The 14,585-nt window shown below is 41.7% G+C and carries 14 protein-coding genes and 1 tRNA gene; 8 read left to right on the top strand and 7 right to left on the bottom strand.

Annotated elements, in window-relative coordinates; translation table 11 throughout:
* Positions 1–93: 93 nt before the first annotated feature.
* On the top strand, positions 94–753 hold the full coding sequence (locus A0256_17700; GenBank protein AMR33118.1) for a hypothetical protein: 660 nt from the start codon (positions 94–96) through the stop codon (positions 751–753).
* Positions 754–760: 7 nt separating this feature from the next.
* Complete coding sequence (locus A0256_17695; GenBank protein ID AMR33117.1) at positions 761–1,255, top strand: phosphodiesterase; 495 nt, start codon at positions 761–763, stop codon at positions 1,253–1,255.
* A 74-nt stretch (positions 1,256–1,329) separates the two neighbouring features.
* Here the strand turns inward: A0256_17695 and A0256_17690 are convergent, their stop codons facing one another.
* Positions 1,330–1,791: a ribonuclease HI gene (locus A0256_17690; GenBank protein AMR33116.1), complete on the bottom strand. Its 462-nt coding sequence runs from the start codon at positions 1,789–1,791 to the stop codon at positions 1,330–1,332.
* Positions 1,792–1,858: 67 nt separating this feature from the next.
* Positions 1,859–3,946, bottom strand: a complete 2,088-nt coding sequence (locus A0256_17685; GenBank protein ID AMR33115.1) for an ATPase P — start codon at positions 3,944–3,946, stop codon at positions 1,859–1,861.
* Between the two features lie 117 nt (positions 3,947–4,063).
* Here A0256_17685 and A0256_17680 point away from each other — a divergent pair.
* A tRNA-His gene (locus A0256_17680) sits at positions 4,064–4,137 on the top strand.
* Here the strand turns inward: A0256_17680 and A0256_17675 are convergent.
* On the bottom strand, positions 4,129–5,049 hold the full coding sequence (locus A0256_17675; GenBank protein ID AMR33114.1) for a hypothetical protein: 921 nt from the start codon (positions 5,047–5,049) through the stop codon (positions 4,129–4,131). The two genes, A0256_17680 and A0256_17675, sit on opposite strands and share 9 nt — an antisense overlap.
* A gap of 61 nt (positions 5,050–5,110) precedes the next feature.
* The gene (locus A0256_17670) at positions 5,111–5,320 is read right to left on the bottom strand and encodes a hypothetical protein (protein AMR33113.1); all 210 of its coding nucleotides are present in this window, start codon (positions 5,318–5,320) and stop codon (positions 5,111–5,113) included.
* A 69-nt stretch (positions 5,321–5,389) separates the two neighbouring features.
* Here A0256_17670 and A0256_17665 point away from each other — a divergent pair, with 69 nt between their 5' ends.
* On the top strand, positions 5,390–7,024 hold the full coding sequence (locus A0256_17665) for a conjugal transfer protein TraG (protein AMR33112.1): 1,635 nt from the start codon (positions 5,390–5,392) through the stop codon (positions 7,022–7,024).
* Positions 7,025–8,234: 1,210 nt separating this feature from the next.
* Here the strand turns inward: A0256_17665 and A0256_17660 are convergent.
* Positions 8,235–8,609, bottom strand: coding sequence for a hypothetical protein (locus tag A0256_17660; GenBank protein ID AMR33111.1), 375 nt, complete (start codon positions 8,607–8,609; stop codon positions 8,235–8,237).
* 413 nt (positions 8,610–9,022) lie between these two features.
* Here A0256_17660 and A0256_17655 point away from each other — a divergent pair, with 413 nt between their 5' ends.
* From A0256_17655 to A0256_17645, 3 genes are all read left to right on the top strand, one after another.
* Positions 9,023–9,214, top strand: a complete 192-nt coding sequence (locus tag A0256_17655) for a hypothetical protein (GenBank protein ID AMR33110.1) — start codon at positions 9,023–9,025, stop codon at positions 9,212–9,214.
* 18 nt (positions 9,215–9,232) lie between these two features.
* Positions 9,233–9,607 carry a hypothetical protein gene (locus A0256_17650; GenBank protein AMR33109.1) on the top strand — a complete coding sequence of 125 codons (375 nt, stop codon included), beginning with the start codon at positions 9,233–9,235 and terminating at the stop codon, positions 9,605–9,607.
* A 251-nt stretch (positions 9,608–9,858) separates the two neighbouring features.
* Positions 9,859–10,644 (top strand): hypothetical protein, encoded by a 786-nt coding sequence (locus A0256_17645; protein ID AMR33108.1) that lies wholly within the window; start codon positions 9,859–9,861, stop codon positions 10,642–10,644.
* A gap of 100 nt (positions 10,645–10,744) precedes the next feature.
* On the opposite strand, the gene A0256_17640 is transcribed toward A0256_17645, so the two are convergent.
* Together A0256_17640 and A0256_17635 are read right to left on the bottom strand one after the other, a co-directional pair.
* The gene (locus A0256_17640; protein AMR33107.1) at positions 10,745–11,437 is read right to left on the bottom strand and encodes a hypothetical protein; all 693 of its coding nucleotides are present in this window, start codon (positions 11,435–11,437) and stop codon (positions 10,745–10,747) included.
* On the bottom strand, positions 11,434–12,534 hold the full coding sequence (locus A0256_17635) for a hypothetical protein (protein ID AMR33106.1): 1,101 nt from the start codon (positions 12,532–12,534) through the stop codon (positions 11,434–11,436). The genes A0256_17640 and A0256_17635 overlap by 4 nt, the downstream gene beginning before the upstream one ends.
* A gap of 446 nt (positions 12,535–12,980) precedes the next feature.
* On the opposite strand from A0256_17635, the gene A0256_17630 reads away from it, so the two are divergent.
* Positions 12,981–14,582 carry a hypothetical protein gene (locus A0256_17630; protein ID AMR33105.1) on the top strand — a complete coding sequence of 534 codons (1,602 nt, stop codon included), beginning with the start codon at positions 12,981–12,983 and terminating at the stop codon, positions 14,580–14,582.
* Positions 14,583–14,585 lie beyond the last annotated feature (3 nt).

The following is a 14,585-nucleotide window of genomic DNA, read 5'->3' as shown; positions in this document are numbered from 1 at the left end:
AGTCAAATTATTAAGGAATTCAAGGTAAATTATCAGGGATTGGCAGGCATATTTAAGTTTAAGCAATTTAACGTAGACCAGAGCAATTGCGCCATGAAAGTTAATACTGACGGCGTTTTGCTGGGGGCATTAGCTACCGCAAACCTTCCTGAACGAATCCTTGATATCGGTGCCGGCACGGGTGTTATTGCCCTTATGCTGGCGCAACGATTTTCCAATGCAATCATCGATGCAGTGGAAGTCGACGCAGCCGCAGCGATAACGGCGAATAGGAACTTTCAAACCTCTTCCTTTTCAGATCGGTTAAAGATGTTTGGCACTGGTTTCGAGAGCTACTTTGAAACATTGCCTACCGTTCGCTATGATCTCATAGTATCCAATCCGCCATTCTTTTTAAATTCTCTAACTTCTCCCGGCGAAAAGAAGACCCTGGCTAAACACACTGATGAGCCGTTTTTTGAGCGACTGCTTTCAGCAATTAGCAGCCATTTAACGGATCGTGGTATTTGTGCAATGATATTACCGGTGGAAACAGGGGTCCTCGTAAAAAAGCTACTGCCGCAAATGAACTTGCATTTGAATGGTCGTATCGTCATAAAATCTTTTGCAGAATCAATGCCGCACAGGGAGATAATTACAATGAGTTATCAAATTACGCCATCAAGCGAAAGTGAACTTGTGATTTACGATGAACCGAAAGTTTACACTTTGGAATATCAAACCTTACTAAAAGACTTTTTAACAATTTTCTAAATCTAAAATGCCCAAAATAGGCCTTATATCCGATACACACAGTTACCTTGATGATGCTGTTTTTAAGCACTTTGACAGTTGCGACGAGATTTGGCACGCCGGTGATTTCGGGACACTCGAATTAGCAGAAAAACTTGCGGCTTTTAAACCTCTCAAAGGGGTTTATGGTAATATAGACGATAAAGATATCCGCCAGACTTACCCGGAGTATCTTCGCTTTAAATGTGAGGAAGTAGATGTTTGGATAACGCATATTGGAGGCTACCCCGGCAGATACAGCCCGCTGGTGAAACCTGAAATTTACAGCAACCCACCACAGTTATTCATTACCGGGCATTCGCATATCTTAAAAGTAATTTATGATAAAAAGATCAGCTGCCTGCACCTCAACTCTGGCGCGGCAGGCAAACAAGGCTGGCATAAAGTGCGAACATTATTGCGGTTTAGTATTACCGGAGACAAAATTCACGGGATGGATGTAATTGAGCTAGGAGGGAAGTAGTTTCCTGGTCAAAATGCTATCGCGGTTAACAATAAACTTGCTACTGCATTTGTCCATTGACCATAATTTAAAGATTAGCCTTTTGCAGCTTCCATTTCAAATACAGAATCAATCAGCAGCTCTTTTTGTTTGCCTGCAGCTACAGCTAATACATCACAACGCTCGTTTTCGGGATGCCCATTGTGGCCCCTAACCCACACAAATTTAACTTGGTGTATTTTAGCAATATTGAGATAGCGCAGCCATAGATCCTTATTTTTTTTACCTGCGAATCCTTTGGCTAGCCAGCCATTCACCCAACGCTTTTCTATAGCATCTATAACATATTTCGAATCGGAGAAAATAGTTACTTGTTGATTGGGCGTTTTGATAGCTTCCAGTCCGCTGATAACAGCAAGAAGCTCCATACGGTTATTGGTTGTCTTTCGAAAACCGGCGGAAAGCTCTTTATAGTGCTGCCCGGAACGTAATATAACTCCGTAACCACCCGGTCCCGGATTTCCGCTAGATGCGCCGTCAGTATAAATTTCTATCATAAACCCTGAATGTTAAAAGGGCGACAAAAGTAATAAATTCCTGATTGCAGGTTAATCAAGTAACGGGTTAAAGTTTTTTGACCTTTAACCTCAAAGAGTTCCCAATTACGATGACATCGCTAAATGCCATTGCCAGTGCGCCAACCATAGGGTTAAGAAAGCCTAAAGCAGCAATGGGTATAGCAATTATATTATAGGCAAATGCCCAAAACAGGTTTTGTTTTATGGTTAGCAGGGTGTGCCTGCTGATCTGCAGAAAAGTTACTACGGATTGCAGATCGGTATTCAACAAAATTACTTTAGCCGATTGAATTGCGATATGGCTGGCATCATTCATAGATACACCCACATCAGCCTGCGTAAGGGCAGGGGCATCATTAATACCATCGCCTATCATAATGGTTTTGCCTTTTTTGCGGTACATATCAACCACGCTTAATTTTTCATCCGGTAATTTTTCGGCGTGAACCTCTTTTATTCCTAATGTCTGCGCTACGGATACACACCTGCTGGCCTTATCTCCGCTTAATAAAACCGGCGTTATCCCTGCTTTTTTCAGTTGATTTACCAGATGCAACGCATCAGGTTTAAGTGTGTCTTCAACCGCTATTTGCGCTGCTAATACCTGGTTCTTGTAAAGAACAAGGTTAAAGTTATCATCTTTGTTTAGCTTGGCAGTGCCCAAAAAGTAATGGTTGCCTTCAACGTCTTCTGCGCGCATACCGAGCCCTTTTTCTTCCACCGCCGTTTTCAATATCACTTTTTGTTTGGGATGGCTGGCCAACTCAGCAACTAATGATTTTGCTATCGGGTGATTGGAGCGCTCTTCGATAGCGATGATTACCCCGCGGATATACTCCAGATCCAACCCTTGCTCTACTTTAATATCTTTGATACTGAATTTACCCGTAGTTAGGGTTCCCGTTTTATCAAATATTACAAATTTGGTATTGGCTACCGCTTCAATTGTATCACCGCCTTTTATCAGGATGCCATTTTTTGCTGCCCGGCCTAAACCTACCATTACGGCTGTGGGGGTTGCTAAACCCATGGCACATGGACAAGAAATAACCAACACAGCTATCGCGTTCATCATGGAGCGCTGCATACCTGCATCGGTCGCAAAATATGTTATTATAAATGTCAAAGCAGCAATGCCAATCACAACGGGGACAAAAATGGAAGCTACCTTATCACCGAGTTTTTGTACAGGAGGCTTGGCTGCCTGCGCCCGTTTCATCAAATCAATTATCTGCGACAGTGTGCTGTTGCTTCCGATCTTGGTAGCCATGATTTTGAGATTACCCTGCTGTAATATGGTGCCGCCGATGACTGTATCATATTTCTTTTTTGCAACCGGAACACTTTCGCCGGTAATCATGGCTTCGTTGACCAATGCATCGCCGCTTAAAACCTCTCCATCTACAGGTACCTGGTCGCCTTCATTCACTAACAGGATATCGCCTGTTTGCACCTCTTTGGCACTAACAACTTCCGTTACACCATTAATTACCCGATTAGCATTAACCTGCTGAAACTTCATCAGATCTTTTACAGCAGAGGTAGTTTGATTAACCGACCTTTTCTCCAATACATTGCCAAGCAACACAAGGGTAATTATCGTTGCGCAGGTTTCATAGAATAAATAATGCTCACCAAGATCCTGGATAGTGCCTACCAGGCTATAAACAAAAGCGGAGGCGGATCCGATAAAGATCAGCACATCCATATTAGGCACTCCGCCCTTTATCGAACTCCAGGCGCTTTTACCGAAATGCAAACAACCAACTACAAAAACTGGCAGGCATAGCACAAATTGAACAATTGGATGATGCAAAAAATGCCATGGCAAAAACATATGCAACAGAAGGGGAGCGGTAAAAAAGGCGCAGAATATAAATTTGTTCTCCACTTTATCATAAAACATAGTTTTATGAGTGTCAACATCGTCAACTACGTGAAAACCTAAATTTTCTATATCGTTAATAATTCCTGGAACCAGTGTCTGGTCGGCTGTGCTGAATTTCACTTCTTCGGAAGCAAAGCTAACCAGTATATTTTCCAGTCCTTTCTTTTCCAATAACTTATGAATGCTCATCGCACAATTATTGCAATGCATCCCTGTAACGTTTAATTCAACTAGTTCCTCTGCCATGATGTACAAATTTAACCATTAAGCAGAACGATTCTAAATAAATAGGGTAAGGCGATTGTAATTTTAAAAAAGGTTTGCAAAACGTAACAAAATTTCTATTTTTGCACTCCCAACACGGTAGATGTAGCTCAGTTGGTTAGAGCATCGGTTTGTGGTACCGAGGGTCGTGGGTTCGAGCCCCATCATTTACCCTTCACGGGGCAAGAGATTTTCAGAAGTCTTTTGCCCCTTTTTTTGCTTGATAATTGCTTGTTTGTCAGGTAAATACGGCGGAAGCTATCATTAACTTTAGCGGTTCGATGTTTTAGATTTTCAAAAGGGATTTTTTCGGGAAACATCGAACCAATTAGCCTTCTTTTCTCTTCATCATTTGATTTACAGTAAATTACACTTAGATTAGCGTAAGTTGCTATCGCTTTGTCTATAATGGGCTCTAATTGGCTTTTTGTATACTTATTTTTACCTAACTCAGCAAGTTGAGCCTCTGTAATCAGTATTCCCCGCTCACAATCTGCTTTTATCCCTTTATAATCGGCACTGTCAAGATCCCCAGCCAATAATAATTCCCGCGCTTTGGAAAGTCGGTTATTAAACTCTGTAAGCTGTTTTGCCAAAGAAATCTTATACTCTTTATATCCAACGGTGTCATTAGCGTATTCGTCAAGGATAACAATTTTAAACAACTCAATAGCGCGGGGATTGAGCGTATATAGATCAAGCAATTGTAAAAGTTCGTTATTAACCTCATCAGCTTTATACCTGCAACCACATTTTGAGCAACAGTGGTAGTAGTAATAATACATGCTCCGCCCTTTTGAACCGCTTGTGCATAGCGTTCGGGGACACCTTGAACAACTAATAAAGCCTTTTAAAGGAAAATGTTTATTGGTGATAATTTTAGTTTTAATCGTCCGCTTGTTGCCGTCTAAGATATCCTGAACTTCGTAAAACAAGTATTCTGATATGATTGGTTTATGTAATCCGGTAACAGTAAAAGCATCCTCATCTTTATATTGCGCTATGGGAATTCTACCGCAATAGATCGGATTGCGAACGAGCCTTAAAAAATTGTTTTTACTGCAATTCAAACCTGATTCTACCACTTTTTAAATATTTGTTCGGTGGAATATTTGCCTTTGGAGATTTCCTTAAATGCCCATTCCATCAACTTAGCCTGTTCTCCGTCAGGACTGATATATTTTTGCCGTCTTCTGCGGTACGGTTGAGGTAACCAACTGGGGCGAGGCCGGGCCAGCGTCCTTCTTTTCTTGCCCTTCGAATACCATAAAACGTATTCAATCCACGCCTGTCATTCTCAATTTCAGGGGCTGTCAGATAAATGGCCAGCATCATCTTATTTTCCGGCACTGTCATGTCTAACGGCTGCTCAATAGCTTGCGGTTCTACTTACAATGCGGGGATAACATAGTGGCTATCCTGTATATGGTTCTAACCGGTATCGGCTACTTACTTATCCTGACTGGCGGCAACTGGTTGTCGCGACAGATCAAGGGTAATCTCAATAAAGATATTTTTAATAGGGATAACGAAACGTTCCCGCAGGAAGAAAGGCTATTGGAAAATGAATATTCAATCAACCTGCCTGCTAAGTATAAACTCAACGGCAAAGTGAGGGATTCTTATATCAATGTGATCAATCCACACCGCTCAACGGCGGTTTTGGGCCTGGCAGGTGCAGGTAAAACATACTTCGTCATCCGGCATGTGATCGACCAGCACATTCGTAAAGGGCACAGTGTGTTTTTGTATGATTTCAAGTTTAGCGATTTGACTCTGATCGCTTATAATGCATTGTTAAAGTATTATGCTAACTACAAAGTCAAGCCCACTTTTTGGGTGATCGATTTTGATAAGATCTACCATCGTTGCAACCCACTAGACCCGCAAAGTATGGAGGATATTACCGATGCGACGGAATCCAGCCGCACGATCATGTTAGGTTTGAACCGGGAATGGCTGAAAAAGCAGGGTGATTTCTTCGTGGAAAACCCCATTAATTTCCTGACGGCTATTATATGGTATTTAAGAAAGCATGAAAAAGGCCGGTATTGTACCTTACTCCATGTCATCGAATTGATGCAAACCGACTATGACCGGCTTTTCGCGGTGCTGGAACAGGAAGAAGAAATCAAGGTATTGATTAATCCTTTTATATCTGCCTACCACAACAAGGCGATGGCGCAGTTAGAGGGGCAGATCGCTTCGGCCAAGATCGGGCTGGCCCGTTTGGCTTCGCCACAATTATATTATGTGTTATCAGGCAATGATTTCACCTTAGATATCAATAACCCGGATGAGCCTACAATCGTGTGTATGGGCAACAACCCGCAAAAGCTACAGGTGTATGGTGCGGTACTTTCTTTGTATGTAAATCGGATGCTTAAACTCGTCAATAAGAAAGGCAAGTTAAAAAGCAGCCTGATCTTTGATGAATTTCCGACCTTAACGGCCGACTTGATACCCACAATTTCTACAGGCAGATCGAATTTGATCAGTGTGACGATTGGAATACAGTATTTTAGCCAACTCAAAAAGGATTATGGCGCGGATCATGCGGATGTGATTACGGGTATTGTGGGCAATGTGATCTGCGGGCAGGTGAGCGGGGATACGGCTAAAAAGATGAGCGAGAATTTCGAGAAGATCATGCAGAACCGGGAAAGCCTAAGTATCAATAGTTCGGACACTTCGGTTTCCAAATCAACGCAATTAGAATATGCAATACCAGCCTCGAAGACAGCGGCTTTATCTTCCGGTGAATTTGTGGGTATTGTGGCCGATAACCCGGATTGCAGGACCGATTTAAAAATGTTTCATGCGGAGTTGCAAAACAACTATGAGGGTATTAAGCGTGAGGAGGCGCTGTATAAGCCTTTGCCGGGGGGGGCTCGGGTAACGGAAGAAGATATCCAGGAGAATTATAAAAGGATTAAAAAAGACGTTGCGCAATTACTGGCGAAGGAGTTGAAAAAGCTTGAAGCTAACAGCTCCGTTGACGATGATGAACCTAAAAAGTCAGACGATAGCGATGAGCCACAAAAAGCGTTTTCTATGTAATTACTCTTGAAAAGTATAGAGAAAGGTGCCTTTTTTATGTTTAAAATTAATTCCGTCATCGTGCTTGGCGAAATCTATTTTAAAATTGAGAACAATTTAAGTGTGATTGTCATTCTTATAATTTTTTAACCGAAGTAATTCTCTTAATGAAACTCCGAGAACACCGAAAAAAGCACCCATGGTGGCAAGGGTGGGGTTGGTCTCACCACGCTCTAGCCTTCCTACTTGCGACGGCGAGGTCTCAAGCATATTTGCGACGTCTTCTTGCGAAAGTTTTTCTCATTGCGAAGCTCCCGGAGAGTCTCTCCGAAATCTTTACTTAGCTGAGGGTCGCGCTTGACTTTTACAACCCGAAAATGATTCAAAAAAATGTAACCAATAAACCCATATATGGGTGATTTTTATAAAACAATTGGAGATCCGCATTAAGCAAAGTGTCCTTGCATGACTGGATATTCCGGAGTCGTTGATCAATGTGTTCCGGAAATGAGTACAAGGCATTCCGTTACACTTTGACCATGCTATCATCCTGAATTACATTTTTGAAATTTTATATTCATCAACACAATCGATTGGTCTAATGGGCACGGAACAGCATGGTCAAGCATGCCGGAATATCCAATCAGAAATGCGGTTTTTTATACTTTTTTCAAAATTGCCTTTTATAAAAATACTGACTTTTTTGTGATTTTTAGCCTTTTTTTCATCTATTCTCCACTAAAAATTCAGCTATTTTGACATCGCGGAGATTGAAAAGATCCTAAAATAAGAGGCATGTTAGTCTTTTACCACTCAAGCACAATTCTTTCTTTTGAATTTTAAATCTATGCCGCCCGTGCCTGAAGCAGTAACCCCTGTTCCTAAAATGCCAATGTTTCCACTTGCAGTTATGGCAAGTTTAATTGTAATTTCATCAAGATCATATTTGTTTAATGCTTCATCGACAAAATCCATAGCCTTGCCTATAGCGGTTGCTGTGTTTTTCAGTTCGTCTGAAAGCTTATCAGCAGAGATTTGACCGAATTTTATGATTTCGTTTAATTTAGAATTTTTGTTTTAACCCTCGGGTAAGATCTTCTTCAACAGGTTCGCCACCAATAATTTCAATTTGATTTTTCATAACTTTAAGTTTAGGATGCTTTTTTTATTTCCGATGCTTTTAATTTTTTTCAGCCGTTGTTAATTTCCTTTTAGTTTTACACAAAGTCTTTTAGATGATTGCCGAAGGTTTAAGTGAGTACCTTAAATCGGGACGGGCAAACCATAATAAGTATCCAAAAGCTGAATATTTTTTTTCTCCCAGGATTAGCCAATTTTTTGCGGTAATAAATGAATCAAACGCAGTTTTATTTTGCCTTATAAAATTATCATAAAATGCTCTTGGCAATTCACCTGCATGTACATCCATAATATTAAAAGTAGTTATTATTATTTCAAGAGCATAAGCAGGATATAAATCTGATAGGACGTCTGCAAAATCCGGATCACTAACAATACCGCTGCTGCAGGTATTTAAAAAAACAAAAGCAGGTTTTACAGGTGGTTTCTTTTTGTTGTGTATCAGATAAGCTTCGTGTTTATCCAAAACCCTGGGATAACAAAAATCCTTACGCCATAAAAATTGTAGGAATAGATGACTTTCCAACCGCTATTGTTAGGAATTTGAAGTTCTAACTTTTCATTTGAGGTCCCTTTCTTCTGATATTTCGCTAGGTTAAAACGTTCAAAAGGGTCGGAAAGAAAGTCATCGTTTAAACTATCTTGTTTGGATTTGAGCAGTTTATCGATTTTTTTGACCTCGTATTGTGCGTGAGATATTCGTATGTTAAGTAAACCTAAGGCAGGATTCCGCTTATTGATATCCTTGATGTCAAGGTTTCAAACTTTCGTGACCTTCCAACTCTCTAATGGTATCCAACTGCATACTTTTTGACCTGTTCAATGATATAACAGTGCTATAGTTTTTTCCACGCTCAGGTTGGAGAGGATTTATTTGATGTGGTTGAGTTTTTCACGAAAGAGGGGATCTGGGCTGGTCAGGATTTCCCGGGATTTGCGGAAGCCGAATCCGAAGGCTTTCAGTTGGGTGGAGATAGTCATAGCGCCTATCGATTGCCCATGAACTTCTTCATAAATCGAGGCGAAGTCCCCCTCCCTTTGGCTACTGTGTGTACACAAGTATGGGAATAAAAAGTTGAATTTAGCGGGATGGTGGAATTGATTAATTCGAACCCTGATTTTGCAGGTGCATTCGGAGACAAGCGCATAGAAAAGCGGGCAATAAATGCGCTTCGGAAGTTAACAATGGGACGCGATAGCAGTTTGCGACAAATTACAGAGAGCGAAAGCGAGCAGCGAAGTTTTTACAGGCTGTTCAACAATGATAGTTTCACTGAAGAAGGAATTATAAAAAGTATAAGAGGCCGTTGCCTAACGTTGTGCCCAGGCAGGCATTTATTGTGCATACAAGATACGACGGAGTTTAACTTTTCGGCGCAACGCGGGCGTAAAAAGGCAAAAAGCGGCTTGGGACAACTTCGAGGGAAGATATACTTGGGTTTATGCTGCATAGCAGTTTGGTAGTAGATGCCGTTAGCAGCCACGCCTTAGGTTATTCTCACATAGATGCATGGGAAAGGCCCGAGTATGCCCCGGACAAACTTGGGCGGGGTTACCGACAGTTGCCAATTGAAGAAAAGGAATCTTACAACTGGATAAAAGCAGCTAATGCAAGCTAGGAACTGTTAAAGGAAGCAGCCTCAATAACTATTGTCGCAGACCGGGAAAGTGATATTTATGATCTGTTTGGCGTAGTTAAAAAGGGAAAGGTAGAATTGTTAATCCGCTCTAACCATGACCGGCAGGTAGCGGGGAACAAAAAGCTAAGCAGTTGCCTGGATGAATTGCCCGTGATGCATTGGTATCACCTCCGGGTAATTGGCGATAACAGGAAAAGCGTCACAAAGCGTGTAGCACACATGGGGCTGAAATGGACGAAAACACTGCTTTTGAAACCAAAATCCTGTAGGGACGGGAATATGCCGGAGACCCAGGAAGTATATGTGGTAGAAGCTGCCGAACTAAGTGAAGGCAAAGGCATTCACTGGCGCATACTGACCACCCATGAAGTGACAAATGCCGAAGATGCCCTATCGGTCATTTCATGGTATAAAGAGCGGTGGTATATCGAACAGGTTCACCGGCTACTGAAAACGGACGGTTTCCGCATCGAACGGTCACAATTGGAAGAGGGGTGGGCAATCCGTAAACTAACGTTATTGGCGATGATGGCCAGTTTAAGAATATTGCAAATGATGCTTGCCTACGATGATGATAATGAGCAGGATATCAATGAAGTGTTTGACCATCAGGAACAAAGGTGCTTACAAATGGTAGGCGACAAAATGGACGGGGCAACAGGGAAATTAAAGAAACACGCCAAAGTAAACACCTTAAAGTGGGCTACCTGGATAACTGCACGGCTGGGAGGGTGGAAAGGATATACATCCCAAAGAAAGCCAGGCCCAATCGTTTTACAAAAGGGACTGGCCAAATTTTACAACATTTATGAGGGCTGGACGCTTTACCAAAATTATCAACAAGATGTGTACACACCGTAGGGCCGCCAGAGGGTTGTTTGATGTGTTAAATAAGCCACCCCGGGAACAGGCGCCAGCGTTTTTTCAAGATTAGTTCTGCAGGGATTTTATCCCTGCCCGATTACCTGGCGTTAGCATATTTTAAAATTGCAGATCGGTAGTTTACGCCGATAGGAACCTGTTGATAGGAAGTTTCAATGGTGTTGCCAATAATGGCGTTAATTGTCGCAACAGGTACAATATAAGATCGGTGAACCCTGATAAACGCATTGGCAGGTAACATATCTTCCATGGCTTTCATAGTATTACCGGCAACCATAACTTTATCCTTCAAATGCAGTTTGCAATAATTTTGCATTCCTTCAATCAATAAAATTTCATCTAAATTTACTTTGAGAATTTTGAGCCCTACTTTAACGAACAAATGTCTAACCTGGTCGTTTATTGCCGGGTTTCTTTGACTTAACAATCTGTTTTGAACTTTTTCCAATGCCTGTAGTAACCTTGGAAGAGCGATCGGTTTTAACAAATAGTCGACGACATTCAACTCGTAGCTTTCCATAGCATATTTATTATAGGCAGTTGTAAAAATTACCAGTGGAGGATTCTTTAATGAACGCAGGAAATCAGTTCCGGATATGATAGGCATCTTAATATCAAGAAACATCATATCGATCTTTTCACTGTAAAGCGTTTCAAATGCCTCCATGGCGCTCTCGCATTGCCTCACGAGATGGTAGGAGTTCATGTTCTCCATATAAGCCTGCAGCAATTTGCGGGCTTGGGGTTCGTCGTCAACAATCAGGTAATTCATTGTTTATCAATTTGTAGTTCTACGTTAAAAAAGTCTTGTGTCTGGCATATGTCCAAGTTATGTTTTTCTTTGAAGTAGTAATTCAGACGCTGCCGGACGTTGTGTAAGCCAATCCCTCCTTGAGCGGTTGCACCTGGTTCCTGGTAATACTTATTGGTTGATTTTAAATAAAGCCGTTCCGCTGAATTGACCAATTCCACATTTATGGCAATTTCTTTCGTTGGCAAAGCCCCACCATATTTAAATGCATTTTCCATAAAAGGCAGGAAGATAAAAGGAGGGATGCGATAGTTCGGGTCTTCATCGATCAAGCTGATCCTGATCTTTGCCAGTTCAGCGAAACGTACCCGCTCAATGGCCACATAATTCTGCAGCAGGGTAATCTCCTGGTTCATCGTGATATATTCATCTTCGCATTCGTATAGGGTTGAACGCATAAATTCACCCAGCTTGTTCAACAAGTCAACCGATTTTTCTTTCTCGTTCTGCACAATAAAAGATTGAAGATTGTTCAGCGTGTTAAAGAAAAAATGAGGATTGATCTGGGCCTTCAGCGTCGATAACTGTAATTGTGCGTTTTCCTTGGCGAGCCAGGCCTGTCTGATATTGAATTGATAGGCATAACGGATAAATTTAATGGCTAACGGGATATAAATGACCTGTAACATGCTGGGTAAACTGCTGAAAAGAATTTCTGTTATACCAGTCATATTGAATCTATTTTGGTAAAGTCTGTCCCAAAAGTCTTCACCAACTACCCATTTGCCTTTGAGGTTGTAAAGCCCCACCACCAGCTGAATATGGTAATTCCTCAATATTATGGCCGCGACGTAATAAAGTACGAAAAAGAATAGTGCCGGCAACCATTTTTTTTTTTGTAAAAAGGGTAAAATGAAATAGATCAGGGGGTAATATAAAAACAAGGCGAAAAACACCCCCACCAGTGATACGAAAATACGCTGCTGTAGATCGATGCGCACAATAGTGCTTTCTTCCATCCCGAAAAAAAGAAGAATAAACCAAAAACTGCCATGCAAAAACAACCGGTATGGAAGTTTTGTAAAAGATTTATCCCAAAAGGTCTTTAACCATTTCATGTGCTCAAGGTATAGATATTATAAATAATCGTTGGATTTTAATGACAAACCACTAAAAAGCTATGACGGATAGCTGTTTTTTCCCGATGAACGACAATTCACAGTGCCATTCCTGTATTTAATGCCTGACAACCTTGCCTTGTACGGTTGAATTGGGGGTTCGTCAAATTATATTGCTTCTCAAAATGATTGTGTTCAATTTACAAAAAAGCAAGAACATGGTCAAAATTTCTTTCTTATATGTATTCATATGCTGCCTGCCTTTTTTGGCATGGACGCAGCCTGGACGGGTGAATATCTTAAAGCCCGCAGCGGGGGAAACTATCCGTTTCACTTATGATTCGTTGGATCCACAGGCTGCCTTACGTGGAAATTCCCCGGTCTTTTTAAGGGTAAGCACTTATTTTCAGGATGGAACGATGCAAAGTTGTCACCGAAGAATGAGAATGTGTGGGAAACTGCTGACCGCATTATTTAAGGTACCGGAGGCAGCTTCCCTTAAAGCAGGATTTTACACCCTAAATAAAGACGATCACAATGCAGCGATAGACTTACTGGTTTATACACCGAATAAAAGGACACCGGTAAGGGGCGCCTTATTACAGGCTTTTTTTTCCGATCACCCCGATAGCTTATTTCTCCAGGAAATTGGCCGGTATCCGGATAATTTCCTGGCCTATGCCAGCTATATCAACGTGGTTTCCATGATCAAGGAAGGTAGCGAGGGAAAGAAGGAGATTCAGGACATGCTGCATAAACTGCTGGAGATAGCCAGGGGGAGGAAAGGATCACCGGACGGGAATTCCGGACTATTAGCTGCTTTGTGCGTCGCTTACGCTAAAACAGGGGACATGAAAAGCGGAAAGGATTATCTTTTGCGGATGTTAAACCTTTTCCCGGCGAGTGCAGAAACACGGTTTGCCTTTACCATTTATAATTATGAAAACTATAAAGCATCCGGTAAGGCAATCGCGGATGATATTCGATCCCGGCTCAGGGAAATTTTTATGCGATACCCGGATGCCGAACTTTCAAAAGACGATATCATTTGGGACTACCTGCAGGATGATCGAACGATTCCGGTTCGTGCGTTTGAGCGGGTATCGGGCCCTGCTTATAAAAACGGAACTATCAGCTATTACCGCTTAAATCAACTGCCTGAAATATATATATCCCGTAAGTTAAAAGCCAGAAAAGCGGAGTTATTACTGAAAAAAGAACTGAAATATTTTCAGGATGGCCGTGTTAACCATGAGGAGCGCATCACAGACGCACAATACCAGCTTTATGTACCCCTCACGTTGCTGGACCTTGCCAAGGTCGCTGTGTTGCAAAAAAATTACAGCAGCGCAATCGTTCATGCTTCGGCAGCGTTACAGATAATCGGTGGCAGCAGTACTGCAGACAATTTCAAGCGATCAATTCTGTCTGTACGGGCAAATTCATACAAGCTTGCCGGGGATTATACCCGTGCGCTGAACGACTATGTAAGTTTATACCGGGACGCCGATCCCGCTGCATTAGATTCTCTGCGGAAATTATTTAAAGAATACAATATAACGCAAGATTCATTTGCGACATTTCTGTCTTCAATAGCGCGAAAGGGGGAGATACATGCGGATCCTGATGTCCCACCAATTACTGATTTTCATTGTACGGCATTAGATGGCTCGCAGGTTCAGCTCGCTGATTTTAAAGGCAAAATCATCGTTATTAATCTCTGGAGCATTGGTTGCGCTCCATGTGTTGCGGAAATTCCGGAGTTAAATCAACTGGTCGACGGGTACCGTAACCGGTCGGATATAGTTTTCCTGGCGATTACAGCGGATAAAAAGCAGAGAGTAGATTATTTTCTGGATAACCGGATCTTCAAATATAAAATTCTGAATTTTGAAGGCAATCTAAGCAAACAATTCAATACCAACGTGTTGCCGGTGCATATTGTGATTGGTAAATCGGGTGAGATTCTTCACCAGTCAGTCGGAGCCAGAGTGGATATTAGAGTTTCCCTGAGAGAGGTGATTGAAAGTCATAGCGGTGGTTCCTGATGA

The organism is Mucilaginibacter sp. PAMC 26640 (assembly GCA_001596135.1).
GTDB lineage: Bacteria > Bacteroidota > Bacteroidia > Sphingobacteriales > Sphingobacteriaceae > Mucilaginibacter.
This window is presented reverse-complemented; position numbering and strand designations above follow the sequence as displayed.

Bases quoted from the DNA above. Each gene is read 5' to 3' on its own strand.
- A0256_17700 (AMR33118.1), top strand. From the start codon at position 94: ATGAAAGTTAATACTGACGGCGTTTTGCTGGGGGCATTAGCTACCGCA.
- A0256_17695 (AMR33117.1), top strand. From the start codon at position 761: ATGCCCAAAATAGGCCTTATATCCGATACACACAGTTACCTTGATGAT.
- A0256_17690 (AMR33116.1), bottom strand. From the start codon at position 1,791: ATGATAGAAATTTATACTGACGGCGCATCTAGCGGAAATCCGGGACCG.
- A0256_17685 (AMR33115.1), bottom strand. From the start codon at position 3,946: ATGGCAGAGGAACTAGTTGAATTAAACGTTACAGGGATGCATTGCAAT.
- A0256_17670 (AMR33113.1), bottom strand. From the start codon at position 5,320: ATGACAGTGCCGGAAAATAAGATGATGCTGGCCATTTATCTGACAGCC.
- A0256_17665 (AMR33112.1), top strand. From the start codon at position 5,390: ATGGTTCTAACCGGTATCGGCTACTTACTTATCCTGACTGGCGGCAAC.
- A0256_17650 (AMR33109.1), top strand. From the start codon at position 9,233: ATGGTGGAATTGATTAATTCGAACCCTGATTTTGCAGGTGCATTCGGA.
- A0256_17640 (AMR33107.1), bottom strand. From the start codon at position 11,437: ATGAATTACCTGATTGTTGACGACGAACCCCAAGCCCGCAAATTGCTG.
- A0256_17635 (AMR33106.1), bottom strand. From the start codon at position 12,534: ATGAAATGGTTAAAGACCTTTTGGGATAAATCTTTTACAAAACTTCCA.
- A0256_17630 (AMR33105.1), top strand. From the start codon at position 12,981: ATGTGTGGGAAACTGCTGACCGCATTATTTAAGGTACCGGAGGCAGCT.